The 24,792-nt window shown below is 68.6% G+C and carries 18 protein-coding genes, 3 tRNA genes and 2 pseudogenes; 15 read left to right on the top strand and 8 right to left on the bottom strand.

Features of this window, described 5'->3' with window-relative positions; translation table 11 throughout:
• Position 1 precedes the first annotated feature (1 nt).
• From HWY08_RS07160 to HWY08_RS07150, 3 genes are read right to left on the bottom strand one after another with little or no spacing between them, the layout of a single operon-like run.
• Positions 2-3,118 carry an efflux RND transporter permease subunit gene (locus HWY08_RS07160; RefSeq protein ID WP_176064169.1) on the bottom strand — a complete coding sequence of 1,039 codons (3,117 nt, stop codon included), beginning with the start codon at positions 3,116-3,118 and terminating at the stop codon, positions 2-4.
• The gene (locus HWY08_RS07155) at positions 3,115-4,305 is read right to left on the bottom strand and encodes an efflux RND transporter periplasmic adaptor subunit (protein WP_176064168.1); all 1,191 of its coding nucleotides are present in this window, start codon (positions 4,303-4,305) and stop codon (positions 3,115-3,117) included. The genes HWY08_RS07160 and HWY08_RS07155 overlap by 4 nt, the downstream gene beginning before the upstream one ends.
• Positions 4,302-5,537, bottom strand: coding sequence for a TolC family protein (locus HWY08_RS07150; RefSeq protein WP_176064167.1), 1,236 nt, complete (start codon positions 5,535-5,537; stop codon positions 4,302-4,304). Before HWY08_RS07150 ends, HWY08_RS07155 begins: the two co-directional genes overlap by 4 nt.
• A gap of 350 nt (positions 5,538-5,887) precedes the next feature.
• On the opposite strand from HWY08_RS07150, the gene HWY08_RS07145 reads away from it, so the two are divergent.
• From HWY08_RS07145 to HWY08_RS07135, 3 genes are all read left to right on the top strand, one after another.
• A tRNA-Ser gene (locus HWY08_RS07145) sits at positions 5,888-5,977 on the top strand.
• A gap of 24 nt (positions 5,978-6,001) precedes the next feature.
• A tRNA-Ser gene (locus tag HWY08_RS07140) sits at positions 6,002-6,093 on the top strand.
• Positions 6,094-6,186: 93 nt separating this feature from the next.
• Positions 6,187-6,263, top strand: a tRNA-Arg gene (locus tag HWY08_RS07135).
• Between the two features lie 208 nt (positions 6,264-6,471).
• Here the strand turns inward: HWY08_RS07135 and HWY08_RS22170 are convergent.
• Both HWY08_RS22170 and HWY08_RS21830 read right to left on the bottom strand, forming a co-directional pair.
• Positions 6,472-7,239 (bottom strand): annotated as a pseudogene (locus HWY08_RS22170) (tyrosine-type recombinase/integrase); the annotation flags it as partial.
• A gap of 515 nt (positions 7,240-7,754) precedes the next feature.
• Positions 7,755-7,979: a helix-turn-helix domain-containing protein gene (locus HWY08_RS21830; RefSeq protein WP_235969504.1), complete on the bottom strand. Its 225-nt coding sequence runs from the start codon at positions 7,977-7,979 to the stop codon at positions 7,755-7,757.
• Between the two features lie 188 nt (positions 7,980-8,167).
• Between HWY08_RS21830 and HWY08_RS07120 the strand changes: the two are divergent.
• Positions 8,168-8,998 (top strand): annotated as a pseudogene (locus HWY08_RS07120) (IS3 family transposase); the annotation flags it as partial.
• A 57-nt stretch (positions 8,999-9,055) separates the two neighbouring features.
• On the opposite strand, the gene HWY08_RS07115 reads toward HWY08_RS07120, so the two are convergent.
• Together HWY08_RS07115 and HWY08_RS07110 are read right to left on the bottom strand one after the other, a co-directional pair.
• A complete protein-coding gene (locus tag HWY08_RS07115; protein WP_176064166.1) occupies positions 9,056-10,291 on the bottom strand; it encodes a TIGR02391 family protein in 1,236 nt (411 codons plus the stop codon).
• Between the two features lie 106 nt (positions 10,292-10,397).
• The gene (locus tag HWY08_RS07110; protein WP_176064165.1) at positions 10,398-10,940 is read right to left on the bottom strand and encodes a hypothetical protein; all 543 of its coding nucleotides are present in this window, start codon (positions 10,938-10,940) and stop codon (positions 10,398-10,400) included.
• An 8-nt stretch (positions 10,941-10,948) separates the two neighbouring features.
• Between HWY08_RS07110 and HWY08_RS07105 the strand changes: the two genes are divergently transcribed.
• The 3 genes from HWY08_RS07105 (at position 10,949) to HWY08_RS07095 (ending at position 14,027) form a co-directional block, all read left to right on the top strand.
• Positions 10,949-11,809, top strand: coding sequence for a hypothetical protein (locus HWY08_RS07105; protein WP_235969529.1), 861 nt, complete (start codon positions 10,949-10,951; stop codon positions 11,807-11,809).
• Positions 11,810-12,180: 371 nt separating this feature from the next.
• Entirely contained in the window at positions 12,181-12,873 is a 693-nt protein-coding gene (locus HWY08_RS07100) for an HNH endonuclease (RefSeq protein WP_176064164.1), read from the top strand.
• Between the two features lie 392 nt (positions 12,874-13,265).
• On the top strand, positions 13,266-14,027 hold the full coding sequence (locus HWY08_RS07095; RefSeq protein ID WP_176064163.1) for a hypothetical protein: 762 nt from the start codon (positions 13,266-13,268) through the stop codon (positions 14,025-14,027).
• Positions 14,028-14,131: 104 nt separating this feature from the next.
• On the opposite strand, the gene HWY08_RS07090 is transcribed toward HWY08_RS07095, so the two are convergent.
• Entirely contained in the window at positions 14,132-14,578 is a 447-nt protein-coding gene (locus tag HWY08_RS07090; RefSeq protein WP_209005136.1) for a PEGA domain-containing protein, read from the bottom strand.
• A 909-nt stretch (positions 14,579-15,487) separates the two neighbouring features.
• On the opposite strand from HWY08_RS07090, the gene HWY08_RS07085 reads away from it, so the two are divergent.
• The 8 genes from HWY08_RS07085 (at position 15,488) to HWY08_RS07050 (ending at position 24,697) form a co-directional block, all read left to right on the top strand.
• Positions 15,488-15,820 (top strand): plasmid mobilization protein, encoded by a 333-nt coding sequence (locus HWY08_RS07085; protein WP_209005141.1) that lies wholly within the window; start codon positions 15,488-15,490, stop codon positions 15,818-15,820.
• Complete coding sequence (gene traI / locus HWY08_RS07080; protein WP_176064161.1) at positions 15,817-17,529, top strand: TraI/MobA(P) family conjugative relaxase; 1,713 nt, start codon at positions 15,817-15,819, stop codon at positions 17,527-17,529. Before HWY08_RS07085 ends, traI begins: the two co-directional genes overlap by 4 nt.
• A gap of 87 nt (positions 17,530-17,616) precedes the next feature.
• Positions 17,617-19,479, top strand: a complete 1,863-nt coding sequence (locus HWY08_RS07075) for a type IV secretory system conjugative DNA transfer family protein (protein ID WP_209005135.1) — start codon at positions 17,617-17,619, stop codon at positions 19,477-19,479.
• Positions 19,476-20,000, top strand: coding sequence for a conjugative transfer signal peptidase TraF (gene traF, locus HWY08_RS07070; RefSeq protein ID WP_176064160.1), 525 nt, complete (start codon positions 19,476-19,478; stop codon positions 19,998-20,000). The genes HWY08_RS07075 and traF overlap by 4 nt, the downstream gene beginning before the upstream one ends.
• Complete coding sequence (locus HWY08_RS07065; protein WP_176064159.1) at positions 19,997-20,485, top strand: lytic transglycosylase domain-containing protein; 489 nt, start codon at positions 19,997-19,999, stop codon at positions 20,483-20,485. The genes traF and HWY08_RS07065 overlap by 4 nt, the downstream gene beginning before the upstream one ends.
• A gap of 1,724 nt (positions 20,486-22,209) precedes the next feature.
• A complete protein-coding gene (locus HWY08_RS07060) occupies positions 22,210-22,809 on the top strand; it encodes a VRR-NUC domain-containing protein (protein ID WP_176064158.1) in 600 nt (199 codons plus the stop codon).
• A gap of 243 nt (positions 22,810-23,052) precedes the next feature.
• Entirely contained in the window at positions 23,053-23,568 is a 516-nt protein-coding gene (locus HWY08_RS07055) for a hypothetical protein (RefSeq protein ID WP_176064157.1), read from the top strand.
• A gap of 127 nt (positions 23,569-23,695) precedes the next feature.
• A complete protein-coding gene (locus tag HWY08_RS07050) occupies positions 23,696-24,697 on the top strand; it encodes a hypothetical protein (RefSeq protein WP_176064156.1) in 1,002 nt (333 codons plus the stop codon).
• Positions 24,698-24,792: the final 95 nt, after the last annotated feature.

Below are 24,792 nucleotides of genomic sequence, written 5' to 3'. Positions count from 1 at the left end.
CTCAAGCCGCAAGCTGCTCCTTTCGCCCCACCCTCGCCTGCGCCACCCACGGGTAGAGCGTGGGCAGGATGAGGAGCGTCAGCACCGTCGAGGTCACGAGCCCCCCGCACACCACCGTGGCGAGCGGGCGCTGCACCTCGGCGCCGACGCCGGTCGCGACCGCCATGGGCAGGAACCCGAGCGCCGCCACCAGCGCCGTCATGAGCACCGGCCGCGCCCGCTCGCGCGCCGCCTCCACCGCGGCCTCCGACGGCGAGCGCCCCTCCCGCTCCAGCTCCAGCAGCCGCGACATGAGCACCACGCCGTTCAGCACCGCGACGCCGGAGAGCGCGATGAAGCCCACCGCGGACGAGATGGACACCGGCATCCCGCGGAGCCCGAGCGCGATCATCCCGCCCACGGTCGCGAAGGGCACGTTGAGGAAGATGATGGCCGCCGGCCGGACCTTCCGGAACGCGAAGAGCAGCACGCCCACGATGAGCGCCAGCACCGCCGGGATGACCACGAGGAGCCGCCGCTTCGCCGCCTGCAAGGTCTCGTACTGCCCGCCCCACTCCAGCCGGTAGCCGCGCGGGAGCTGCACCGCCGCGTTCACCGCCGCCTCGGCGCTCTTCACCACCGACCCGAGGTCGGCGCCGCGGACGTTGAACCCCACCACCAGCCGCCGCTCGCCGCCCTGCCGCGACACGAGCGACGGCGCGCTCGTCCGCACCACCTCCGCCACGCGCGAGAGCGGCACGAGGCCGCCCGACGGGGCGGGGATGGAGAGGTCGGCGAGGGTGAAGGCCGACGGCGGATCGCCCAGCCGGAGCTGGATGGGGATGCGCAGCGGCCCGTCGTACGTGGCGCCCACCTCGATGCCGGTGCGCACCGCCTGCACCGCGTCGAGCACCTCGCGCACCGTGAAGCCCGCCCGCGACGCGTCGAGCGGCCGCGGCCGCACCTCGAGCAGCGACACCGCCAGGGGCGCGATGACGCGCGCGTCCTCCGCGCCCGCCTGCTTCCCCACCACCTCCGCCACCTGCTCCGCCACCCGGCGCAGCTCGAGGAGGTCCTCGCCGTAGACGCTCACCGTCACGTCGGCCACCGAGCCGCCGAGGAGCTCGTTGAAGCGCATCTGGATGGGCTGGGTGAAGGAGGGCTCGCCGCCCGGCGCGTGCGACGCGATGGCCCGGTCCACCTCGGCCACGAGCTGCTCCTTGGTGAGCCCCGGCCGCCACTGATCGCGCGGCTTCAGGGTCACGAAGACGTCCGCCTGCTCGATGCCCATGATGTCGGTCGCGACCGCCGGGCTCCCCACCCGCGACACCACCTGCTTCACCTCCGGCACCGCGGCCACCACCGCCGCCTCGAGCCGCCCCGCGTCGCGCACCGCCGACTCGAGCGAGATGTCGGCCGCGCGCGTCGTCTGCACCACCAGGTCGCCCTCGTCGAGCTGCGGCACGAATTCGCTGCCGGCGCGGACGAAGAGCACGAGCGCCACCGCGATGAGCGCGAGCGAGCCCGCCGCCACCGCCCGCGGCCGCCTCACGGTGGCGGCGAGGAGCGGCTCGTAGCCGCGGTGGATGGCGCGCACGAGCCACGGCTCGCGCTCCGGCACGTCCTTCGGCCGGAGCACCAGGCTCGCCGCCGCCGGCACGAAGGTGAGCGTGAGGACGAGCGCGCCCACCAGCGCGAAGACCACCGTGAGCGCCATGGGCCGGAACATCTTGCCGTCCACCCCGGTGAGCGACAGCACCGGCACGTAGACGAGCAGGATGACGAGCACCGAGAAGAAGACCGGCTGCGCGGCGCCCTGCGTGACGCGCGCCACGTGCGCCCGCATCTTCTCGCGCGCGGCGCTCGCCGACAGGCCCGCGAAGCCGGCCGGGGCGAGCCCGTGGAAGACGCTCTCCACCATCACCACCGCGCCGTCCACGAGGAGGCCGAAGTCGAGCGCGCCGAGGCTCATGAGGTTGCCCGGCACGCCCAGCGCCACCATGGCGGCGGTGGCGCCCAGCATGGAGAGCGGGATGGCGGAGGCGACGAGCAGCCCGGCGCGGAACGAGCCGAGCATGAAGAAGAGCACCGCCACCACGAGGAGCCCGCCCTCGGCCAGGTTCTTGAAGACGGTGTGGAGGGTGGCGTTCACGAGGTGCGAGCGGTCGTAGACCACCTCGATGCGCACGTCCTCCGGCAGCGCGCGCCGGACCGCGTCCATGCGGTCGTGCACGCGCTTCATCACCTCGAGCGCGTTGTCGCCCCGGAGCATCTGCGCCATGAGGTAGACGGTCTCGCCCCGGCCGCCGGAGGTGGCGGCGCCGATGCGCGGTAGCTCGCCCTGCGCCAGGTCCGCCACCTCGGCGAGCCGCACCGGGCTCGGGTCGCCGCGGCGGAAGACGAGCGCGTGGCCCAGCTCGGACGCGTCCTTCGGCAGCGCGACGGCGCGCAGCAGCGTCTGCGCCGAGCCGGCCGCGAGGCTCGCCCCGGCGGCGGTGCCGGTCGCGTCCTGCAGGCCGACGCGCAGGTCCTCCAGCGTGAGGCCGCGCTGCGCCATGCGGAGCGGGTCGGCCTTCACGTCGATGGTGCGCTGCTGACCGCCCCAGGTGTTCACCTCCACCACGCCCGGCACGGCGCGCAGCAGCGGCGCGATGCGGAGGGTGGCGAGGTCGAGCAGCTCGGCGGCGGTGCGGCGGTGCGAGCTCACCGTGAAGTGGAAGATCTCGCCCAGCCCGCCCGTCACCGGCCCGAGCTCGGGCGCGGTGACGCCCGGCGGGAAGGAGCCGGTGAGCCCGTCGAGGCGCTCCTTCACGATCTGCCGCGCCAGATAGGTGTCCACCTCGTCGGCGAAGACGGCGGTGACGGACGAGATGCCGTAGCGCGAGATGGAGCGCTCCTCCTCGAGCCCCGGCATGCCGCCCAGCGCCGCCTCGATGGGGCGCGTGACGAGGCGCTCCACCTCCTCCGGGGTGAGGCCCGGCGCGCGCGTCAGCACCAGCACCTGGTTGTTGGTGGTGTCGGGCAGCGCGTCGAACTTGAGCCGGGCGCCGACGACGGTGCCGGCGATCATGAGGAGGAGGGTGGCGCAGACGATGAAGAGGCGGTGCGCCACCGACCAGGCGACGACGCGGCCGATCACGTGCCGTCCCCCTCGCGCTTCGCGTCCTGGTCGGCCGGCGGCGGCCGGGCCGCCTCGGCCTGGGCGCCCTCGTCCGTCTGCGCCGCGTCGGCCGCCACCTCGGCGCCGATGACGAGCGCGTTGCCGCGCACCAGCGCCTCGGCGCCGCTCGCCGCCACCACCTCCACGTCGAGGCGCTGCGGCGTGCCGGCGCGGTTCGCCACCACGAACGGGCCCTTGGGCCCGAGGCCCACCGCGCGCGCCGGCACCGCCACCGCGCCCTCCTCCTCCTCGAGCCGGATCTTCACCTTGCCGGTCTGCCCCTGCACGAGCCGCGTGCCCGCCACCGGCGCGAGCCACACGAGCGTGGTGCCGTCGCGCGGATCGACCTGCGGCGCGCGCCCCACGAGCCTGAGCGGGTGGCGCTCGCCCGTCGCGAGCCACAGCTCGTACTCGGCCCGGCGCGGCATGACCCGCGCGCAGCGCGCCTCGACCCGGGGCTCGCTCTCACCGGCCACGCGGACGAGCGGCTCGCCCGCCGCGTCGCGGTTCTCGCCGATGGCCGCCTTCACCTGCGTGACGACGCCGTCGATGGGGCTGCGGAGCGCGACCTCACCGCCCTTCGAGGCGAGGAGCCGCTGCGCGTCGTCGGCGGCGAGGCCCGCCACCCGCAGCATGGCGAGCGCGCTCTGCTGGTCGGCGCGCGCCTCGGCGAGCTTGGTCTGGACGTCGAGCAGCTCGGAGAGCCGGACCATGCCCTCCTGCTTGAGCGACTCGAGCTGCGCCGCGCGGCGCTCGTAGGCGCCGACGCGGGTGGCCGCCGAGGCGTAGGTGCCGGCCGCCTGCACCACCTCCGGCATGACCACGTCGGCGACGACGTCGCCCCGGTGCACCTGCTCGCCCGGCTTCACCCGCACCCGCACGATGCGCGCCCGGAACGGAGGGGAGACGCCCGCGTTCGACTCCGGGGTGGCGAGCACGGTGGCCGGCGCCTCCAGCATGGCGACGTCCTCGGCGTTCTTGGCCTTCACCCAGGGGGTCTTCACCGAGGCGGCGGTCGCGGCGGGGACGCCCGAGGTGCCGCCGTCCTCGTCGGCGCGAGGAGCGGCGGGCTTCTGGCTGCAGGCGGCGAGGGCCAGCAGCGTGACGAGGAAGATCGTCCCCCTCGCCCCGCGTAGCGGGGAAAGGGGTTCGCGGACTCGGTTCATGACGCTCTACCCTCCGCCCGCGCCACCTCCGCGAGCTCCAGCCACACCTTCACCTGCGCCCACGCGTGCGCCGCCCGCGCGCGGTTGAGCCTCGCCCGCGCCGCCGCCGCGCTCCGCCTCGACACCAGGACCTCCAGCACCGTCGCGTCGCCCGCGCGGAACGTGACCTCGCGCAGCCGCGCCGCCTCGGCCGAGGCCGGGAGGAAGCCCTGCTCCAGCTCGTGGAGCACCTCGCCCGTGTGCTCCACCTCGTGAAAGGCCCGCGCCAGCTCCGCCGCCGCCGCGCGCCCCGCCTCCTCCGCCTCGCCCTGCGCCCGCGCCGCCGCCGCCGCGAAGGGCGCAGCCTCGCGCTCGCCGCGGTCGAAGAGCGGCAGCGAGACGCCCACCTGCCCGAAGACGACGTACTCGCCCAGGTTGTCGCGCTGCACCGCCGCACCCAGGGTGAGCGCCGTGCCGCGCGCCGCCCGCGCCTCCGCCGCCCGGGCCGACTCCGCGCGCGCGGTGAGCCGCCGCGCCGCCACCTCCGGCAGCGCGCCCGCCCGCGCGACGAGCCCCGCCCACTCGCCCGGCGGCGGCAAGGTGGGCGACGGGAGCTCGCCCGCGGTCGCCAGCGCCGCCGGCGGCCGCGCCGTCTCGCGCGCCAGCCGGAAGCCCAGGTCGGTGGTCTCGCCCTCGACCGAGAGCGCCAGGAGCCGCGCCTCCGCGCGGTAGGTGACCGCGTCGGCCGCGTCGGCGCGGGTGAGGAGCGCCTGCTCGGCCGCCCGGCCCGTGCGCGCCGCCAGGTCGGCCGCGAGCTCCGCCTCCTGCCGCGCGTCGGCCAGCGCCGCCTGCGCCGCCCAGAGGTCCACCCACGCCTGCGCCGCCGAGAGCCGCCGGGCGAGCGCGGTCGCCCGCGCCTCCGCGTCGAGCTGGTCGCCCTCCCCCCGCGCCGCCTCGCGCCGGCGGGAGGCGAGGCCCGCCAGGTTCCAGGACTGGCTGAGGGTGGCGGTGCCCTCGAAGCGGGTGGTCGAGGTGGGGCTCGACGAGATCCGGTAGCCAGGCTCGACCGTGAGGAGCGGGTTCGAGGTCTGGGAGGAGATGCGCGACGCGAGGTCGCGCTGCGCGGACGTGGCGGCGCGCGCAGCCTCGACCGAGGGGGCCCGTTCCGCCAGCCCCAGCGCCTCGTCGAAGGTGAGCGCGTCCGCCGAGGCCGCGAGCGCGGCCGCGAAGAGAACCGAGCCGATGGCGGGCACGCCCCGAACCTAGCCAGCGCCTACCCTCCAGGCGTGCGGCAAAATGCCCTGGAACGTAGTCCCAACAGGGACTTGCGACCCCTCGTCGCCGCCTTGCGACGGCAGACACGTCGCCTCCCGCCCTGCGACGGCTACGTAGGGCGGGGGCTCGTCCCCCGCCGGCGGACCGCCTCGTGTTCCCGGATCCCTGCCCCCCACCGGGAGAGGGCCAGAGAGCGGGGGCCGCCCCCCGCGCACCTCACCGATCCCCGCCCCTCCACCCCACCGGAATACCCCCTTGATCCTTCTGCCCTTCTCCCGTATATCGACGCGTCTCGAAGTTCTGGCTGAGGCACGGATTCGACGGGTTCGGAGGAGTGGCCGAGCGGTTTAAGGCGGCGGTCTTGAAAACCGCAGAGGGTTCACGCCCTCCGAAGGTTCGAATCCTTCCTCCTCCGCCAGGTGGAAGAAGACCAAGGTTGCTTGGAAAGGTGGCCGAGAGGCCGAAGGCGCTGGTTTGCTAAACCAGTAACTGGGGTAACCTGGTTCGAGGGTTCGAATCCCTCCCTTTCCGCCATTTCGCAGGTAGAGGGGAGGCCTCACAGCTCCCCGGCCGTAGGGCGGGGCTCGTCCCCCGCCGCAGAGGAAGCACGCAGCACCACATAGCTTTGCGCCCTTAGCTCAGTTGGATAGAGCGTCGGACTACGAATCCGAAGGCCAGAGGTTCAAATCCTCTAGGGCGCGCCAGCACAGAGGCCGGGATTTCCACGGGTTTCTCGTCGGGGGTCCCGGCCTTCTCATGCCCTCCGGACCCCTCCTGTAACAAGGTTGTAACAAGGCCCCCTGATCCGGACTGAGCGTCGACCTCAACAACCGGGCGCTGCTCGAAGACGGGCGCCTCCCAGCCCGGCATGAGCTGGTTCACCGCGCTCCGCAGGTCCTCCACGTCGAGGTGCCCGTAGATCATCGTCGTCGTCCGCACGTCCTTGTGGCGGAGGATCTTCTGGACGCGGTGGACGTCGACGCCGGCACGGAGGAGCAGCGTCGCGGTCGTGTGCCGCAGGTCGTGGAACCGCATCGGACGCGGCACCGGTACCGGCCAGAGCGCCATGTGGCAACGCGGGCAGTGACGCTCCACCGGGTCCTGGTGACGTTCGACGTGAGGGGTCCCGTTCCTCTTGCAGCGCCGGCAGGTGTGGTCGTAGCCGAGAACGAGCCCGGCGCGGTTCAGCGACGCGCGCAGCACGATCTCGAACGGCTCCCATGCCTTCCCCATCGCGCCGCTCTTCCGCGGGAAGACGAGCTCGGACGGCGAGCGCGCGATCGCGTCCTCGAGGAACGGTCGGAGCGGCTCCGCGATGGGGATCGCGTCCGCGTGCCCGCCCTTCGTCGTCTCCTTGTCGTAGCTCCTCGCCACCAAGATGATGCCGTGCTCGAGATCGACGTCCGACTTCCGGAGGCCGATGAGCTCGCCCTTCCGCATGCCGGTCCAGATCGCGGCGGCGAAGAGCGCGCGGTGGCGCTCCGGGACGTGGGCGAGGAACACCGACACCTCGTCCGCGCGCAGCGTCGAGTACGCCTTCTTCGGCACGCTTCGGCGCTCCGCCGCCGCGACCGGGTTCGGCCCCGTCCACTTCCCTGCCTTCGTCGCCGCGTTGAAGACGCAGTGCAGGATGGCGCGGAGCCGGTTCACCGACCCCGCGCCTAGGCCGGCTCGCTGCATGGACCGGAGGTGCTCGTCGATCCGCACCGTGGTGACGCGGGGGATCTCGAGCGCGCCGAGCGGCGACGAGAAGACGTGCGTCGAGAGGCGGCTCCGCTCCGCGTACTTCGACTTCTCCGGGCACCGTTCGACGAGCCACCACCCGCAGAGCTCGGTAAGGGTCGTCGTGAAGTCCGTGGGGAGAGGCTCGAGGCCGAGGCGCTGGCGCTCTGCCTTCCGCTCGAGCTCGAACGCGAGGCGCTTCGCTTCGGCTTTCGTGGCGGCGGTGGACGCCTTCGCCTTCCAGCGGCCGAACGCGTCCTTGTACCGGAGATACCACTTGTCATCGCGCGAGTAGACGGAAGCCATCATTCACCTCATCCGCTCTGCCGATACGTGCCGCGCAGCACCCCTCGCCGCAAGGCGACTTGGACATCATCGCGACTCGACGCTCGTGACACCAACATCGTTTCACGATCGCGAGCGCGAAGTGTGCAGCAGCTGGGGCCGGCCCTCAGCGGGATGAGCCGCGAACGTCACGAGGCCGGCACGGATTCACGTCGCGCGAAAGAACGGATGTGCGCGGGGATGAAGCGCCTCAGTCCACCGATCCGGACACTTGGAAGCGTCCCATCTTCGGTATGGGAGTAGACCCACGAGCGTGACACCTTCAGGAATCCGGCGACGTCCCTGGCATCCCAGAGCGGCTCGTTCTCGTTGTCTCCTTGGCTGCTCTGCACGGCCGCTCCCTTCGATCCCATGCGGTTCCTCCGATGAGGAACGCCCCGTTGCGTGAACCGTGCCGGTGGAACAAGCACGACGTCGGTGGGCAGGTCGTCATTCGGTTCGCTGTGTGCAGAGTTCGCCGGTGCAGCCACTGAAATGCCGCTTACGGCCGGCCGGCGGACCACCGTCCGCGCCGCGTACCGTGGAGCAAGAGTTCTGTCGTTTGGCGCCCGCCGCGCTCCGCCTGGCCGTCGAGGTCCTGCGGGCGGAGTTCGCGGTGAAGAAGCGGCGGGCCTGCCGCGTGTCGGGCTCGCCGCCGGCGATCTACTAGTACCGAGCTCGGCGGCCGGAGCGGGTCGAGGTGCGCGAGAAGCTGAAGGCTCTCGCTGGCCAGCGGCCGCGCTGGAGGGGGTACCGACGCGTCCACGTCCTTCTGCAGCGCGAAGGGCACTACATGAACCACAAGCTCGTGTTCCGCGTCTATCGCGCGGAAGGGCTGGCCGTCCGGTGAATGAAGGGCAAACGAATGGCGTCTGCGCTGCGCGTCGTCCCTCCAGCGCCGACGAGGCCACGCCGCGCACGTTCCGCACGCTGAACGCTGAACGTCATCGACGCGTTCACCCGCGAGTGCCTGGCCATCGAGGTCGACCTGTCACTCCCCGGTCCGCGCGTGGTGCGGGTCCTCGAGTGCCTCGTCGAGCCGCACGGGGTCCCGGAGGTGATCCGCATCGACAACGGCAGCGAGAGTTCACGAGCCGCATCGTGGACAGCTGGGCGTACCACCGCGCCATCAAGCTCGAGTTCATCCGGCCCGGCAAGCCCATCGAGAACGCGCACATCGAGAGCTTCAACGGGAAGTTCCGCGACGTGCGCCTCAAACGAGAACTGGTTCATCAGCCTCGACGACGCGCGCCGCAAGATCGAAGCGTACCGGACCGACTACAACGAGGTCCGGCCTCACGGTTCGCTGGACACACACTTGACACCGTCGGAGTTCGGTAGGGGTCCGACAGGACTGGCAGATCTAACTGTTTGGTCATGCGGGGCAGGTTAAGCGGCCCGAGGAGGAAGAAGAAGGACCCTGAACCGCGCCCTCTATCTGCGCCGCTGTTTAGTTCCTTTTCGCAGAATCGAGAACACGGAAGAGCAGTGAGACGAACGCGAGCCATTCCGCAGCCTCCTCAGCTGACCCTGGGGCGAGGTCCGACCGGTGCGTGTACCGGTTTCGAACGGCCTTCATTGCTCCCTTATAGAGAAACATGAATCCTGTTTGCTCTTCATCGTTAGTGGAGAGTTGCAGAACGGCGGCAGTGCCGACTCTAGGTGCAAACGCCTTGTTCATGAGCGCGTCGCCATTCTCACCGAGGCCCGACCTCGAGGCGACCTCGTTGTCGAGCGCGATGTACGTGTCCATGACCGCCTGGCGCAAGTGCCCATCGGTCGCGAGCCGCTCTGCGACACGCTTGACGGAGTCGTGCAGTGCAGAGATGTCCAGCGCGCGAACGGGCGGAGCCGTAGGCTGACGACGCGCACACCCATCCTGAAGCTCCCTCGCGTACGCCCTTCCATCATCCGTCAGCCATACTCTGCGGAAGCGATATGGCGCAGCAGCACGGTCTGCGACAGACGTAACGAACCCTGTACTCTCGCTCATCATCACCGCGTCGTTCAGGAGCCCGGGAGAGATCCCCACTGATTCCATGAGGGTCGGCCCAGAAAACTCGTGCTTCCCAACGTTCGGGTCGAGTGGCGTCGTTCGATAGTGAGCCATGAACCGTATTACGTCGTCGGCTGCGGCTTGGATCCGCTCAACGGTGATGAACGCGACAGGCGGCCCAGGCACCTCGTCCGCGAGGACGCGGATCGGAAGCGGCTCGAGGTCATACACCAGATCGGTAAGCGTGAAGCTACTGATGGTGGTACCGGATGAACCCCAGTTCCATCCGCCGCACACGTTGAGTTCCGGCAAGACATACGACAGCGCGCGGGTAGCGTCGGCGGCGACTACGGATGGGAGACCGTTGGCTCGTGCTTGTTCCAGAACGAGCGGGATGTTCTTTTGACCTGCAGGGTCGGCGACGTAAAGCTTCTGCAGGGCGGGGATGAGCGCGTTAAACATCTCGATTATGTGCCGCGCCCCGTCCATATCGCATGCGTACAGCCCCGCGAGCGTCAGGCGGTAATGATCGGAACGCGTCGTAATGTACCGCCCGATAAGCCGATCGACGATCTTCCGATCCTTAGGATGCTTCGCCCGGAACTGCGGAACGTTCACGTCCTCGGGTGCGATAAAGATTGCGCGCAGGACGCGCTGCTCCTCTTCTCCGATGCAGGGGTTTAGTCCCACGCACGCTCCTCCTCGCTTGTGCGGCACAGCATAGGTTACCGCTCTGACACAAAGCCGCCGCGCGTCGGGGGTTCATCGCGCTCGATAACCCGAGGAGCACAAGGAACTAGCGCACGCTCTCGCGCGGCGTCGCGATCACGTCAGCCTCGCGTTCTAGGCGGTCAGCTTCGAGCTGGAGGCGCTTCGCATCGCGCCGCAGGCGTTCCGCCTTCTCCCGCAGGCGCGTACTGTGCCCAAGTTCCGGTTCTGCGGTGTCGCTGTACTCATCCTTCTTGCTCATGATCTCGACGAGCGCTCGCCTCGTCCACGCCGCCCATCTGTCCAGGTCGTCGGCCGTCGTTCCCTCAGGCGCGGTCATCCGAGCGTAGATCGGCCTCTCCCGTCGCTTTCCTGCGGCGGCTCGCTTGGGCAGACACTTGGGCCCGCAGTAGTGCTTTTCGTCAGTCCCCCTGTACCACCCCTGAAGTACCGACGCCCAACGCGCTCTCGTCTTCTTGCCGCACGTCGCGCACACGAGCCGCTCTGGCGGTCGTTTCCAGAAGTAAGGGTCGTTCTTCGAGGGCACATCCTGAGCTGGGGGTCGCTTCATCTGAATGCCCATCATCCAGGCCATCGGCCACTCCATTTTCGTAACGTTCTTCTGATGCACCAGTGAAGATGCCCATCGACGTCCGATCAAGGAGCAGCGGCATGCGTATCGTGGTACCTCCCGATCTTCACCCACTCGTGCGGAAGGCGCTCCGGGCTCTCAAGCCAGACCCGCGCCTATCGTACCGACCCGAACTCGATGACAAGCTCCTTCGCACACCGCGAGGATTCATCCAGATTGCGGTCGCGCGCGACCACACGGAACGCGCGGGCCGTCTCCTGGACATGTTCGTCCGGACCATAGAGGGCCCTGACGTGCTTGGACGCGTCTTCTTCGTCGACGACAAGACGATGCTCGAAGTGGACGGGGAGAAGTTCCGTTTCCGCTTCAAGGAAGAGAACGCGCGGACCCCGCACCGCCCCACGCCTGAAGAACGACGGGAGATAGCAGCGCACCCGCACTTCCACTCCGTCCCTAAGGCCGACTATCACCCGACGAACCGCTTCACGCTCGAAGTCTACGACCCAAACGTCGGCTACCGCTACCGTGCCCGGCTCGCGGAGCGCAAGCGCGCGACACTGGAGCATGCTCTCGCCGAAGTACCGGCGCTGCTTCGCCGCCTTGTTCAAGAGAACCGAGACGCCGAGGTCGAGCTTGAGCGGCGGAGGCGCGCCTGGGCCGAGCAGGAACGGCGCGAGGCCGAAGCGCGAGAGCGGCGCGAACAGGAAGAAGCGAGACGCGGCGAGCTCCTCACGGATGCTCGCGCGTGGCGCGAGGCATCGCTGCTCCGGGAATACGCCGCCGCAGTGCTCCAGGCACGCGGAGCAGACGATGACGGGCAACAGCGCTGGGCTACATGGGCGCGCTCCGTCGCTGACGAGATGGACCCGCTCACCCGATGCGGCAGCGTGCAAGAAGGTGACCCGTAGCGACGCCTTTGTCCCGAACCCGGCATCCGCATTGGTTCTGTCGCATCGGGTAGCGTGCACCGCTAATGGCCCACTTTTACAGAGCACGCGAGCCCCTGTCGGGTGTGGTAACTACCATTCCTCTCCTGAGTGCCGTCAGCCTCATCTTGCAGGAGATGAAGGCGGCTGACCCCGACCGCTACGCCGCCGCGGATATCACCCACAGTGTTGCACGGCCGCACCGGCAGGGGCTGCGACCAACCGACACAAGCCCACTCCGGGTGTCACGCTCGCCTTGGGATTCGGCGGTCCCGGTCTTGCGGCGCGCTTGGGCCCGAAACGGAGGCCTCTCGCCGCTCAAGTCAGGTAGGCTAGCGAGCACCGAGGCGAACATGTGCCGAACCCAGCAGCCTTGTCCGACTCTTGGCGAAACGCCCGCGCAATGGAGCCGCTTCTCGCTACTGCCCCGCCCGGAATGGCACAGCGCATCCTTCAAGCATTTCGAGACAGCGGTGTTGTCGGCTGCGCGCGGCGAGATCCCAGTTGCCCAGGCGAGCCTTCGCCTGGTTCAGGATCGGGACCTGCACGACTGGTGCGACGAGCACGGCCTCTGGGCCGGCGAACTGCGGGTGGCAACTCTCGGCACCAAGACACTCCCCAAGTACAACGGCTTGCTCGACGCGAAGAAGGACCCGCCGGCGGCGATGGTGGAGGCCGTCTTCGTGCGTGACGGGTATCGATGCCGCTACTGCCATACCCCGGTGGTCTCGGGGGAGCTGCTAAAGGCTCTTCATGCGCTCATGGGAAACGACTACTTTCCGCGCGGGCCTACGAATCGCAGCAACAGCGGCATCGCGCGTTGCTTCACCGCGGTCGCTGATCATGTCGTACCGCACAGCAGGGGAGGCGCCACGAACTTGGAGAACCTTGTCACCTCGTGCGGGCCGTGCAACTACGCGAAGACGGACTACACGCTCCAGCAACTCGGGCTCGAGGATCCTCGGTTGCGGCCGGCGCCGGGCGGGTGGACGCCGCTTCAGGGCACACTAGGCGCACTGCGAGATCAAGCTGCAGTTCGGCGTTGAGCGTTGATCTAGTCTGCCGGACCCCGCGCTCAACGACGTGCTGTCGCCCAAGAGATCGACGCGAGTAGGCTGACGCAAACCACAGGGTGCAGCGCCAGCTTTACGCGCGAGGGAAGGCGTTTCTGCTCTTCAGGTCTACTGGTCTACTGCAGGGCCGTCGGCGCCGACCACAGGCATCGCACGGAAGCCCGCGCTCGCGGACTTGCCGGTCGTCATTTCGTCCGTCCCCCCGCCGCCTCTGAGGTGGACTTTCGGTGCTGAGCGGCGGGACTCCAGGGCAGGGGGAACCGGCGAGAGTTCCCCCGCGACCGAATTCAGCGTCTGGCGCTTGCCGATGCGAAGTCTGTCCGAACCATCGTTGACCGGTGTAGCGTTCCAACGGAGGGAACTGCATGCTCCGCTTCTCGTTGATGGTAGCGACGTTGATCGCTGCCGCGGCTCCGGCCCGAGCAGACAACCTCGAAACCTGCCTCACCGGGCGATACCCGACCCTCTGCAAGCACAAGTTGCTCACGAAGGATCAGCTGACCGCCGTCCGTGAGGCAGAGCGGAGGGCGAACGTCGACGCCTGCATGGCGGGGCGTTATCCCACGCTCTGCAAACACGACCTACTCACGAAGGAAGAGCTAGCAGCAGTTCGTGACGCCGAGCGCCGTGTGAACCTGGAAACGTGCCTTGCAGGCCGCTACCCCACCCTGTGCACACACAACTTGCTCACGCCCACTGAGGCCGCTTCCGTGCGGAAGGCGGAGCTCCAGGTGAACCTCGACACGTGCCTCACCGGACGGTACCTGACACTCTGCAACCACGACTGGCTCAGCAGCGAGGAGCTGACGCGCGTGCGCGCGGCCGAGCGGAACGCCGCCGACGCGGCTCGGGCGTCGAGACCGACACGCGGGAACCGTCGCTCGAACCCGGGCCGCCCAACTGCGCGCGGCGGCTACACCGGGTCGTGTGAATCCGGACATTGGGTGGAGGAGGTCTCTGCGGACGGCGAAATCGTGAACCTCGAAGACGGGTCGGCCTGGGAGATCAGCCCGATCGATACTGTCACGACTGTTCTCTGGCTCCCCCTGACGGATATCGTCGTGTGTGACGATAAGTTGATCAACACGGAAGATCACGAATCCGTCGACGCGACGCGAGTCCACTGACGGTACCACAGTCGTTCTGCAGTCGTTTGGGAGGCCGCGGCAGTGGCCCTCACCGGCGAGGTTGAGGGCCTCGGGGACCGCTCGACGCGACTCGTACCGATACGCTATGTGCCGGGTCGGTGCGATGCGGGCTGGTAGCTCGCCGCAGCGGGGGTCACTGTCACGCAGCGCGGATCCAGGACATAACTGGTCTGGTCGAACTGGGTCCACGCCCCGGTAGCAGCACCGTCGACGACCAGAATGCTGATGACGCCCAAGTCGAGCAGAACGCCGAGGAGCGTCACGGCGTCGAAGGACTTGGAGACAGGAAGGGTTGATGCCTCGCAGCCTTCCTCTCGGACGGTAATCGTGTAGTTCTGGCTCTTTCTGAACGAGGTGACGGTGTTTCCCTTCCCGAGATACGCCTCGTTCACGTAGATGTCGGCCTTCGGGTGGTTGCTCCTGATCGCGACCTGCTGCGAGGTGCCGTGGAACATCGCGGCACATCCAGTGACGTTCACGATAAGCGCGGCCGCGACAACCACGCCGACCACTTTCTTGAAGAGACGCACGTTGCCTCCTTGGCGGAACAGCATGCCGGTAGCAGGTGAACTTGCTGCGTGAGCTCAACAACGGCCGGATGATGGCACTGGCCGGCGCGTTCCCCGCTCCACGGTTGCAAGGAGGGTGCCGCCGCCGCGAACATGATTCCTATGATGACGGTGAGTCAATGCCAGGGAGCGACGCGACGCGGTAAGTGCCTTCGGACCGTGCCCTTGCGGCCACGAGGGCGAGGCCCACGCCTCCCTGGCGTGGCTCAAGCGCGTTCTCGACGATTCTGGCGCGCGCGAGTCGTAGCGCGCTCGTACAAGGCGCGCGGGTTGCCGGCGCTCGCGTCCTGTGCCGGCGTCGCGATGTTGAACCGATGGATGCGTACGCTGGGTAGTGACGGCCGAACTGGCGCCGGCAGCGGAACAGGAGAAGCCCGGATCCGAGGGCCGCCGCGCGGCCGGCACGGTCGCCGCGCGGACGGCCCCCGGGTTGCGGGCGCGCAGCGAGGATGCCCCTGACTTCCGCCGACCGACACGATGTCGTGACCGGCCGGCTGCAGCGCTGACGTCGGGGCTTTCTTCGTGGCGGCCGCCGCGGGCCGCGACCGATCAGGTGTCCTGACCGTCTTTCGTTGTGGCCGGGACGGCTCTGCCCCCGTCGATCTGGTGCCGCGGGTCCGGCTCACAAGCTGCTCGCTTCGCCGGAACCGCTGGCGGCCCACGCCGCAGAGGTCCGCGACCTGCACCGCAGGTCCGTTTCGTGGACGGGACGAGGCGCACGGACGGGTCCTTAGCGGCGCGGAGACATCGGTTCGCAACCTCGCGGGAAGGGCCCGACAACTGCAAGGACCGACACGTCCGGGCGCGCGACCTACGAGAAGCGGAGCCCGGGTGGAGAGCCGCGCGCTTCCAGGCACAACGATCGCTGCGATGACGAGACCACGAGGAAAACCAATCTGCGTGTGGGCCACTGCGGACGAGCGCGCCGAGATCCAGCGGCTCGCTCGTGCCACCGGCCTGTCGCAGTCTGCCTACCTGAGGACCGTCGGGCTCGGCTACGAGCCCGCGAGCGCGTTCGATGCTGACGCCGTCCTCGCGCTCGCCCGCATCCACGCCGACCAGGGACGGCTCGGCGGGCTTCTCAAGCTGTCGTTGTCGCAAGGAGAAGGTGGGTCGAGCGACTTCTCGGACCTCCTGCGCCACCTCCAGGCAACCCAGGCCAAGCTCCTCGAGGCCATCAACAGGGTCCATCGAAGGCCGTGATCGCGAAGCGGATCCCACGCGAGAAGGGGTCGAGCTTCGAGCGGCTCGCCCGGTACATCCTCGACGCGAAGCACGAGGGTGCCAAGGTCGAGCTCGCGCGCGCGACGAACGTCGATTCGGCACCCGAGGACGGGTTCGACCTCCCCATCGCGGTCATCACGGCGACCCAGGCCAAGAACACCCGCGCCAGGGCGGACCGGAGCTATCACCTCGTCGTCTCGTTCCCCGCAGGCGAGAGGCCCTCGCCAGAGCAGCTCCGCGACGTCGAGCACACGCTCGTCGAGGCCATCGGGCTCGCCGAACACCAGCGGATCTCGGCCGTTCACATCGACACGTCGCACGTTCACCTTCACGTCGCGGTCAACAAGATCCATCCCGTGACGTTCCGGAACGTCGAGCCGTACTACGACAAGCTCGCGCTCCAGAAAGTGTGCCGCGAGCTCGAGGTGCGACACGGGCTCGAGCGCCTCCGCTCCCGTACGGAGCGTGGTGACCGGCGCACCCCCCGCTCTGCGGGCGCGGGAATGGTCGATGGCTCCGTCCGGGCAGAGTCATTCCTCCGGTGGACGCGGGCGAACGTCCTGCCTGCGCTGCGGGAGGTCCTCGCGACGAGCGGCCCGACCTGGGAGGCTTTTCACGCGGCGCTCGCCCGCTTCGATCTCGAGCTACGGCCGCGCGGGGCTGGGTTCGTGGTGAAGGCACGACACGCACGAGCCACCGCGCGCCCGAGCGACCTCGCGCGCGATCTCTCGTTTCGCGCCCTTCAGAAGCGGCTCGGGCCCTACGTGCCTGCTGGGCCGGGCGTGACGGACGTCGTTCCGGTCAGCTCGTATCGCCCTTTGCCGCTCCACGGCTCAGCGGCGTCGGCCCGACTCTTCGAAGCGTATCAGCAGGCCCGTTCCGGCATCTTGGCCCAACGAGAGGACGCGCGTGATACGGCGCGTCGCGAGGAGCACCGTCTCACCGAGCAGCTCCGCGCCTGGTATGCGGAGCGCCGCACCCTCATCCGGCAGGCGACGACCCTCTCCCGTACCGAGAAGCGCATCGCGTACATGGAGCTCGCCCGCGAGCGACAGAGTGACCTCGCTGCGGCGCGGGCGCGACGGCGGTCGACGCGCAACGCCATCTCCGCAAACCACCCGCTCCCCACCTGGAATGCGTTTCTCGTCGTGTGCGCGGAGGAGGGCGATGTCGCTGCGCTCGAAATCCTGCGTGCCAAGTCGACCCGGAGACGGACCGAGGCGGCGAGCGCGTCTCCGGCGGTCGAGGGTCCGTTTCTCACCGGACCGGATGCCGCCGCCCACGCCTCCCCTCTCCTCCTCGGCATCGCGAGTGAGGTCCGAGAGGACGGATCCATCGTCTACTCGCTTCCCGACGGAGGCCGCGTGGTGGACTCCTCCGCGGGCGTGGAGGTGGCGCACCGGACGCCGGAAGCCATTCGTACGGCGGTGGCGATTGCCTCGGCGAGGTTCGGCGACGCGCCGGTCGAGGTCCGCGGGAGCCCGGAATCCTGCCGCGACGTCCTCGCCATCGCCCGGGAACTCGCGCCGCGACTCATCTTTGCGGATGGCTCCAACGAGCGCGGTGCCCCTCTCGCACGCGGGACCGTCGTCTCGGAGCGCAACTCAGCCGAGGATCACGGCTCACCGACTGATGCGCGGGAGGAAGCGCGTGGGGTAGCGGCCCCACACCAACCCGGCCGTTCCTGAACGTTCGGGTTCGCCTCGGCAGCATCCGCGCCTGCGCGTCGCGCCTTGATGCGCGCTCTGGCATGCGGCGCGCATCTCGGCACGTTTGTGACACCGAGGAGCCGGCACCCGAGAGCACTCGTCGTCGCGACGGTCGGGCTGTTCGCCTGCATCATGGCCGTGCTCGCCGCGAGCGCGGCGATCACGGCGTACGTCGCGCATCGGTTCCGTTACCATCCGGCGCTGGGGAGACCCTGGTTCGGCCACGTGTACGCGCCGTGGGGATGGGTCTCGTGGGCGTTCGACCACGACCGTGCGGCCCCGAAGCTCTTTGCGTCCGTCCAGGTCGTCTTCGTCGCCTTCGTCCTGCTGGCGGGGCTCGCGCATGCGCTCTTCTACGGCCTCTCGGTGCGCAGCACGGCCCGGCACGCCGGCCGCCACGGGACGGCGCACTTCGCCTCGCGACGGGAGATCGAGGCGACTGGCCTCCTCGCGCCGTGTCGCGGGCCCAGAGCCGGCGTGTACGTCGGCGCCTGGAGAGAAGAGGACGGCACCCTCAGGTACCTGAGGCACGACGGGCCCGAGCACATCGTCGCCATCGCCCCGACCCGGAGCGGAAAGGGGGTCGGGCTCGTCGTGCCAACGCTCCTCTCCTGGCCGGGCTCGGTCATCGCCCACGACCTCAAGGGCGAGCTGTGGGAGCTCACCGCAGGCTGGCGGTCGCGCGGCGGCGGGAACGTGGTCGTGAAGTTCGACCCGGCGGCTCCGAGCGGCAGCAGCGCCTTCAATCCACTCGAGGAGATCCGGCTCGGCAGCCTGCACGAGGTCGCCGACGTCCAGAACCTCGTCACCATCCTCGTAGACCCCGACGGCAAGGGCCTCGTCGATCACTGGGCGAAGACGGCCCACGCCCTCCTCACGGGCGTCGTCCTTCACCTCGCCTTTCAAGCGCGAGCGAGCGGCCGGCCAGCGACCCTCGCCGACCTCGCGCTCGCACTCTCGGATCCCGAGGAGCCGGTGGACCGCCTCTACCAGGCGATGCTCGCGAACGAGCATCTCGAGGGCGGCGCGCAGCACCCGGTCATCGCGGCCGCGGCACGCGACATGCTGAACCGCCCCGCCGAGGAGCGCGGGAGCGTGCTGTCCTCGGCCATGTCGTACCTGTCCATCTACCGGGACCCGCTCGTCGCCCGGAACACGAGCCACAGCGACTTTCGCATCGCGGACCTCATGGACCATGAGAGACCGGTGTCGCTCTACCTGGTGGTCCGCCCGGCCGACAAGGACCGGCTGCGGCCGCTCATGCGCCTCGTCGTGAACCAGATCGTCCGGGTACTGGTGCGCGAGGGGCTCCGCTTCGAGGGAGGCGAGCCCGTCCCGCCGCACAAGCACCGCATGCTCCTCATGCTCGACGAGTTCCCTTCGTTTGGGAGGCTCGAGGTCTTCCAGGAGGCCCTCGCCTATCTCGGTGGCTACGGCATCAAGGCGTACATCGTGATGCAGGACCTCGCGCAGCTCTGGGGCGCGTACGGGCGCGAGGAGTCGATCATCTCGAACTGCCACGTCCGTATCGCCTACGCGCCGAACAAGCTCGACACCGCCGAGTGGCTCTCGCGCATGACGGGAACCGCGACGGTGGTGACGGAGGACTTCAACATGTCGGGGCAGCGGTTTGCTGCTCTCCTCGGCCACGTCTCGCGGACGGTCCACGAGTCGAAGCGGCCCCTCCTCACACCGGACGAGTGCATGCGCCTGCGAGCAGCGGTGAAAGATCCGGCGGGGCGCATCACGGACCCCGGCGAGGTCCTCGTCTTCGTGGCCGGACACAGTCCGATCGCGGCTACCCAGATCCTGTACTTCCGAGACCCGGTGTTCGAGCGCCGGGCGCGGATGCCGGCCCCGTCGAGCGGGATCATCCGCCCAGCGCCGTTCGTCCTGTCCGGTGCCGCGCGGGAAGAGACGCGGACATGACGGTCGTTCTTCGGGTCGTCTGCGTCGCGGTCGGCGCCCTCGTCCTCGCCGTTGTCGCTGCCCGTGAACTCGGCTTCCTCTGGGTGGCGAGCGAGTCGGTTCCGCCCGGACTGTGGCGGAAGGTAAGCGAGCCGATCGGGCGCGGTTCGGTGGTGACCTTCTGCCCGCCGGATGAGCCGCGGTTCAGGGCCGGGCGGGAGGCCGGCTTCCTACCTTCGGGGTTTTGCCCCGGCCGGCTGCCTCGCCTCGTCAAGCCGGTGGCGGCGGTGGCGGGTGACGTCGTCGAGATCGGACACGAGGGGTTACGGGTCAACGGCCGCCTCCTCCCGAACACGCGCCCGATCGAAGTTCGCCCCCTCGAGCTGCTGCGGCCGTATCCGCCGGGGCGACACGTCGTGCACGACGGGGAGATCTGGCTCGTGTCCACCTACCACCGGCTGAGCTGGGACAGCCGCTACTACGGTCCCGTCCGAGTGACGGACCTCGAGTCCGCCGTGCGGCCGGTCTGGAGCTACAGGTGACCCTCCCCGCGCTGGAGCTGCTCGTCGCCCTGTGCGCGCCCAACGTCGGGCCCACGACGCTCCTCGCCATCATCCAGGCCGAATCGGCCGGCGTCCCGCACGCCGTTCATGTGAATGGCCCGTGGATCGCGAGACCGGCGAACCGAGGCGAGGCGGCACGGATCGCAAGCTGGGCCATCCGCGCCGGATACACCGTCGATCTAGGGCTCATGCAGGTGAACAGCCGAAACCTTCCCGGTCTCGGACTCTCGATCGAAGACGCGCTCGATCCTTGCACCAACGTCTGGGCGGGTGCAGCCATCCTCAGCGCGAACTACGCGGCGATGGCTGCGCGGCAGGGCCCCGACCAGCGGGCACTCCTCGACGCGCTCTCGGCGTACAACACCGGGGACGCCCGGGGCGGGTTTGCGAACGGTTACGTTCGCCGCGTCCTGGAGACGCACCGCCTCCTCATGCGCGGCAAGGCGAAGCACCGGCGGAAGTAGCGGCTCTCGCCGGGTCGCCACATCCCAGTTCGCCTCCGACAGCAGCTTGCGACGCCCTCCGGGATGCGCGGCGCATCACTCCATTCGCTGACAGTCATACGCGGCTCGGTCCGGGGGGCAGGTCCCTGGAGCAACGCGCGTCGGACACCGAGTGGAACGGGCGGTGCAGACAGGCCCATTGACGGAGCGTCTTACGTAGCGACTCGCGCGCGCCGGTACTCGCCGCACCGCGCCGCCTGCCGGAGCGAGCGGCGCGGTGCCGCTCCCGCTCCTCGAGGTCGGAATCATGGGCCGATGCCAGCACAAGCTGCTCTCCACTCCCGCAGTCCCTCTCGGCTCGAGCGAGCTTGGTCCTCGCCTCGGCAGCGCTCGCCGCCTTAATGAGGGCGGTTTCCACGGCACAAGCGCATTGGCCCTGTTGCCTCCGGCGAGAACTCGCGCCGTCGTCGCGGTTCTCGCGCCGATGGCGGATGCCGAGGACGGAGAACTCGCACCCGCGGATTTCTGGTCCTGGGCTCTCGGGGACCCTCGCGAGGACATCGGCCTCTGAGGACCTACGGATGCTCGCCGCCGGCGTGGAACTTGGCGGGCGTCATGTCGGCCGGCACAAGGAGCCGGCGCCAGACGGGGGCGCCGTGTCCTGCAGCGCCGTGGATTCCGCGGATGTGCGTATCGCTGCGGTTCGAGAACGCCCGGACCCGACAGGTCATCGTCGTCGGGCTTCCGCTGCGCGCAACCAGCACCCTGGTGAGCCTCACGGTGACGGCGAACAATGCCAGCACGGTGGAGGAACTGCTCGCGATTCGGCTGGAGGCAGCCACACTCCGACACGCAACCAGAGGTTATCGAGCAATCGCTCTCGCCTGAGGGCGGAGAGAATCGGCCGCCGAACTCGCGGCTTCTATTTAGCCCGACACGCGCCGCATTAGGCGACGGCGTCGGATCCTCTTGACATTTGTAGGCCCTTTCGCTATCGTAATCGACGCTTAGGGGCAGGAGCAGCCCACCAGAAGCCGCCGCCGCGGGAGACCGCGGCTTTTTTGCACCCAGAGTTCGTGAAGCCGCGGCCCGCCGCGGCTTTTTTTGTACCGAAGGTTCTACGGAGGCCGCGATGCATCGACGCAGACGGACGGCTGGCCTCGTTGCCGCCGCGCCCCTAGCCTTCAGGTAGAGGACCCTCGAACTCGTCAGCCGTTCTCAGCGTGGCAGAGCGCCACGAGGGGGACTCGTTCGCCTCACATCCGTTCCAAGCCGCTGGTTCATCGCGAAATCCCCAACGGACGGTACCGGCTGCTCAGCCACTTACCTGCTGAGCCGACGATGCCTGCAACTTCGCGCGTTGAACGCGGATTGAAGGTCATCTCGCCGGAGGACATTAGTCATGACTTCTGTCCATCAGTTGCTTCGAACCCGCATCGTATCCTGGGACGACCCGCGCCTTTCCCGGGTCGTTGTGCTGCGGCTCGAGACGAGACCGGGCCTGAGCTGGTCGGACGTTACGAGTTGCGAAGGAGAGCTGAAAGATGGACGCCGTTGCCGCGTTCGCCTGCCGTTTGCGCAGCTGCCGAAGGGGCTCGAGACCATCACGATCCTCAGGTACGCGCAGGCGGAAGGCGTATTCGCGAAGGGGCTAGGGGTGTTCGCAGCAATTACTTTCCGCAGCACGGATCTCGACTGCAAGAGTAAGGCCGCCAGTTGCCTCTGACATCGAACACGGAGGACGCGTGACTCACGTATTCGAGGAGAAGCTGCTCTCGTACGAGGCTGACCAGCTGATGGCATGGAAGACGGGTGACAAGTCGCTGATGCCCGCGTTCATCGAGAAGCGAGCGATCGTCACGAACCAGCCCGCCTACCATTTCGGCGAGGCCTTCGTCCTGGATCACTATCACCGTACAGAGGGGTGGCTCGGATTTCCTGACTACATGCTCATGCCTGAAGTCGAACCGAACATCGCGCGACACTACCGCGGGCGGATGACGCTCGAGCAGCTTGCACCAGCGCCGATGCTCCGAGAGCTACGTGACGCGAGACGTGCGCTGCCGGACGGTCGCAAGGGGTACGGCGAGCCCGATCTGTTCCTGTTCAAGCCTTCCGGCGAGCTCATGTTCCTTGAAGTGAAGAAGGAGGGGGACACGGTGAAGGACAATCAGCTCGTGTGCCTAGCCCAGATCCGACAGCACCTCTGCTGCCCGGCAGACGTGGTGTTCCTGCAGGAACGGCGAAGACCTCGGCGCTTCACGATGCGCTACCAGGTGGACCTGAGCGGCACGACTGCCGAGATCAGGCGGGAGCGCGTCATCGCGCACGTGGAGGGTGGGTGAGAAAGGCGATCGCCGCTTGCGTCAGCTGCTCAACGCGTGGGCACCAACGCTCGTCGGTTGGCAGGTGCATCCTCTGCTGCGAGCCCGTCTGTGCGCAGCATGGCGCACGCGTTTCGGCGACGCTTCGAACGATGTGCTATCGCTGCCTCCGCTTACGGAACGCACTCGGCCCGCGCGTCCCGGCAGTTCCCCTGGATCGCGTCAACTAGCTGCCCCGGTTCTCCATCCGCCCACGGAGTGCTCATGTACTGGAAGTGTCCCGGTTGCGGTTCGCTGTTCATCGACAAGCGGGCGGCGCACGAGTGCGCAGCTGACGAGCAGTTCACCATCCGAGGCGAGCTCCCCGACGGCGAGCCGCTACCGAAGGGCGCGCGCGCGGAGCGGGAGCGCGCCGTTCAGCAAGACGTACCGGTGGCCGAGGCGCTGGTTATCGCGTTCCACCTCGTGCTGTCCGCGACCGGGATGCGAGACGGCTTCGAGTGCGACATCGACCCGAGCTCCTTTCGGAAGGCGATCCGAAGGTTCCGCCCCGCGAGCAAGTTCCCGGGCCGCATCACCGAGATGGATGACAAGATGTACGCGTGCCGCGTCGCACACCGCCTGCTGAACCAAGCGTTCGGGCAGCAGCTGAATTTCGCGGGAGGATACGGATCGGAAGCGGCGACCGACCAACGAGCAAGGGCAATTTACGAGTGGATCCGCGAGCGCGCGGCGCTTGAGAAGATCCACCCCCATACCGGCGCAAGCACTGCGACGTAGGCGAGCAGCACCCACGCCGCGAGCATCGTCCCGCTCACGGCGCGCGCAGCTCGCTCGCTGGCGCACGCGCGCGCGATGGGCCGCCGTAGACTTGCGGCCGTGCGCGGTTGGCGTACACAGGTGAGACATGGAGCCAACCTCGTTCAACCCGCTGCACGCGCTACTTGCCGAGAACGAGGAGGACCGCTTCACGGAAGCACTTTCCCATCTGCTGCGGCACGGGAACCTTGCCGAACGGTTCTTGCTTGAATTCGCAGACGTTAAGACTTCCGGTGTGGCAGTTCAGACGCAACTCGTTGTCCTGAACGGGCGGCCTGATGTCGTCTTCACTGCGCCAAGTGTCACGGTCGTTCTCGAAGCGAAGCTTGCCTCGTGGCTGCATGACGATCAGCTGCTGCCCTACGTTGAATGGCTGGACCGATACGCGACCGCGAACGGAACGGATTCGATACTGCTCCTGCTCGGCCCGCGGTGTTCGCTCGCAGCGATGCACCGCGACGCGAAGGCGCAGGTCGGGAACCGCTGCTCCCCGAAGTGCGTCACTTGGGAGCAGGTTGCGGCGTTCTGCGAGGCCGAGTCAGCGTCACGGGCCGGCTCTGACTTAGGAACGTACCTTCGGGATTTTGCGCGGCTGATTGAGCATCGGCTTGGCCCTGCACCGCGTCCGTTCACCGCTGCAGAGGAAGCGCTCTTGCGTGACGGAACAGCAGCGCTGGCGTTCGCAGGTGCGCTTCGAGCGACGCAGGCTCTCCACGACGCGCTCGCTCGGGATTCATCGATCCACGTCGGGGGGTTTAACTCTTCGACCCTAGGCTACGAAGGCTTCCAGATCACGAAGGCGAAAAGATGGTGGTGGGCTGGCCTATGGCTAGAGGCGTGGCCCGCGGCTGTCGCGAGCCCGCTCATCCTGCAGCTTCCTGGGCTCAGCAAGCACTCCAGCGTTGTCCCGCCGAAGGGCCTTCCAGTCCCAGTCTGTTTTCAGGTTCCAGGCGCCACGACGGGGTGGATGGTCTCTCCGCTTCCGCTCCTGGCGGGCGTCGATCCGGAGCAACTCGCCAATGCGCACGCCGACCAGGTGCTCCACTGGATTCGCGACCAGCCGGCGAGCGGCGGCGTCCTCAAGAAGTGATGCCTGACACACGGGCGACAAAGCCGAATCGGTTGACATGGATCACGCCGCGTTCGCTTTAGCAAACCAAGATCACAGCGTCGAGGCGCAAGCCC

Origin of the sequence: Anaeromyxobacter diazotrophicus, assembly GCF_013340205.1 — a bacterium.
GTDB classification, from domain to species: Bacteria; Myxococcota; Myxococcia; order Myxococcales; family Anaeromyxobacteraceae; genus Anaeromyxobacter_A; species Anaeromyxobacter_A diazotrophicus.
Note: the sequence above shows the minus strand (reverse complement) of the source record. Positions and strands in the feature narration are given on the sequence as shown.

Coding starts and splice junctions, on each gene's coding strand:
- HWY08_RS07050 (WP_176064156.1), top strand. CDS start 23,696: ATGGAGCCAACCTCGTTCAACCCGCTGCACGCGCTACTTGCCGAGAAC.
- HWY08_RS07155 (WP_176064168.1), bottom strand. CDS start 4,305: ATGAACCGAGTCCGCGAACCCCTTTCCCCGCTACGCGGGGCGAGGGGG.
- HWY08_RS21830 (WP_235969504.1), bottom strand. CDS start 7,979: ATGGGATCGAAGGGAGCGGCCGTGCAGAGCAGCCAAGGAGACAACGAG.
- HWY08_RS07100 (WP_176064164.1), top strand. CDS start 12,181: ATGTGCCGAACCCAGCAGCCTTGTCCGACTCTTGGCGAAACGCCCGCG.
- HWY08_RS07055 (WP_176064157.1), top strand. CDS start 23,053: ATGTACTGGAAGTGTCCCGGTTGCGGTTCGCTGTTCATCGACAAGCGG.
- HWY08_RS07095 (WP_176064163.1), top strand. CDS start 13,266: ATGCTCCGCTTCTCGTTGATGGTAGCGACGTTGATCGCTGCCGCGGCT.
- HWY08_RS07105 (WP_235969529.1), top strand. CDS start 10,949: ATGCCCATCGACGTCCGATCAAGGAGCAGCGGCATGCGTATCGTGGTA.
- HWY08_RS07085 (WP_209005141.1), top strand. CDS start 15,488: ATGACGAGACCACGAGGAAAACCAATCTGCGTGTGGGCCACTGCGGAC.
- traF (WP_176064160.1), top strand. CDS start 19,476: ATGACGGTCGTTCTTCGGGTCGTCTGCGTCGCGGTCGGCGCCCTCGTC.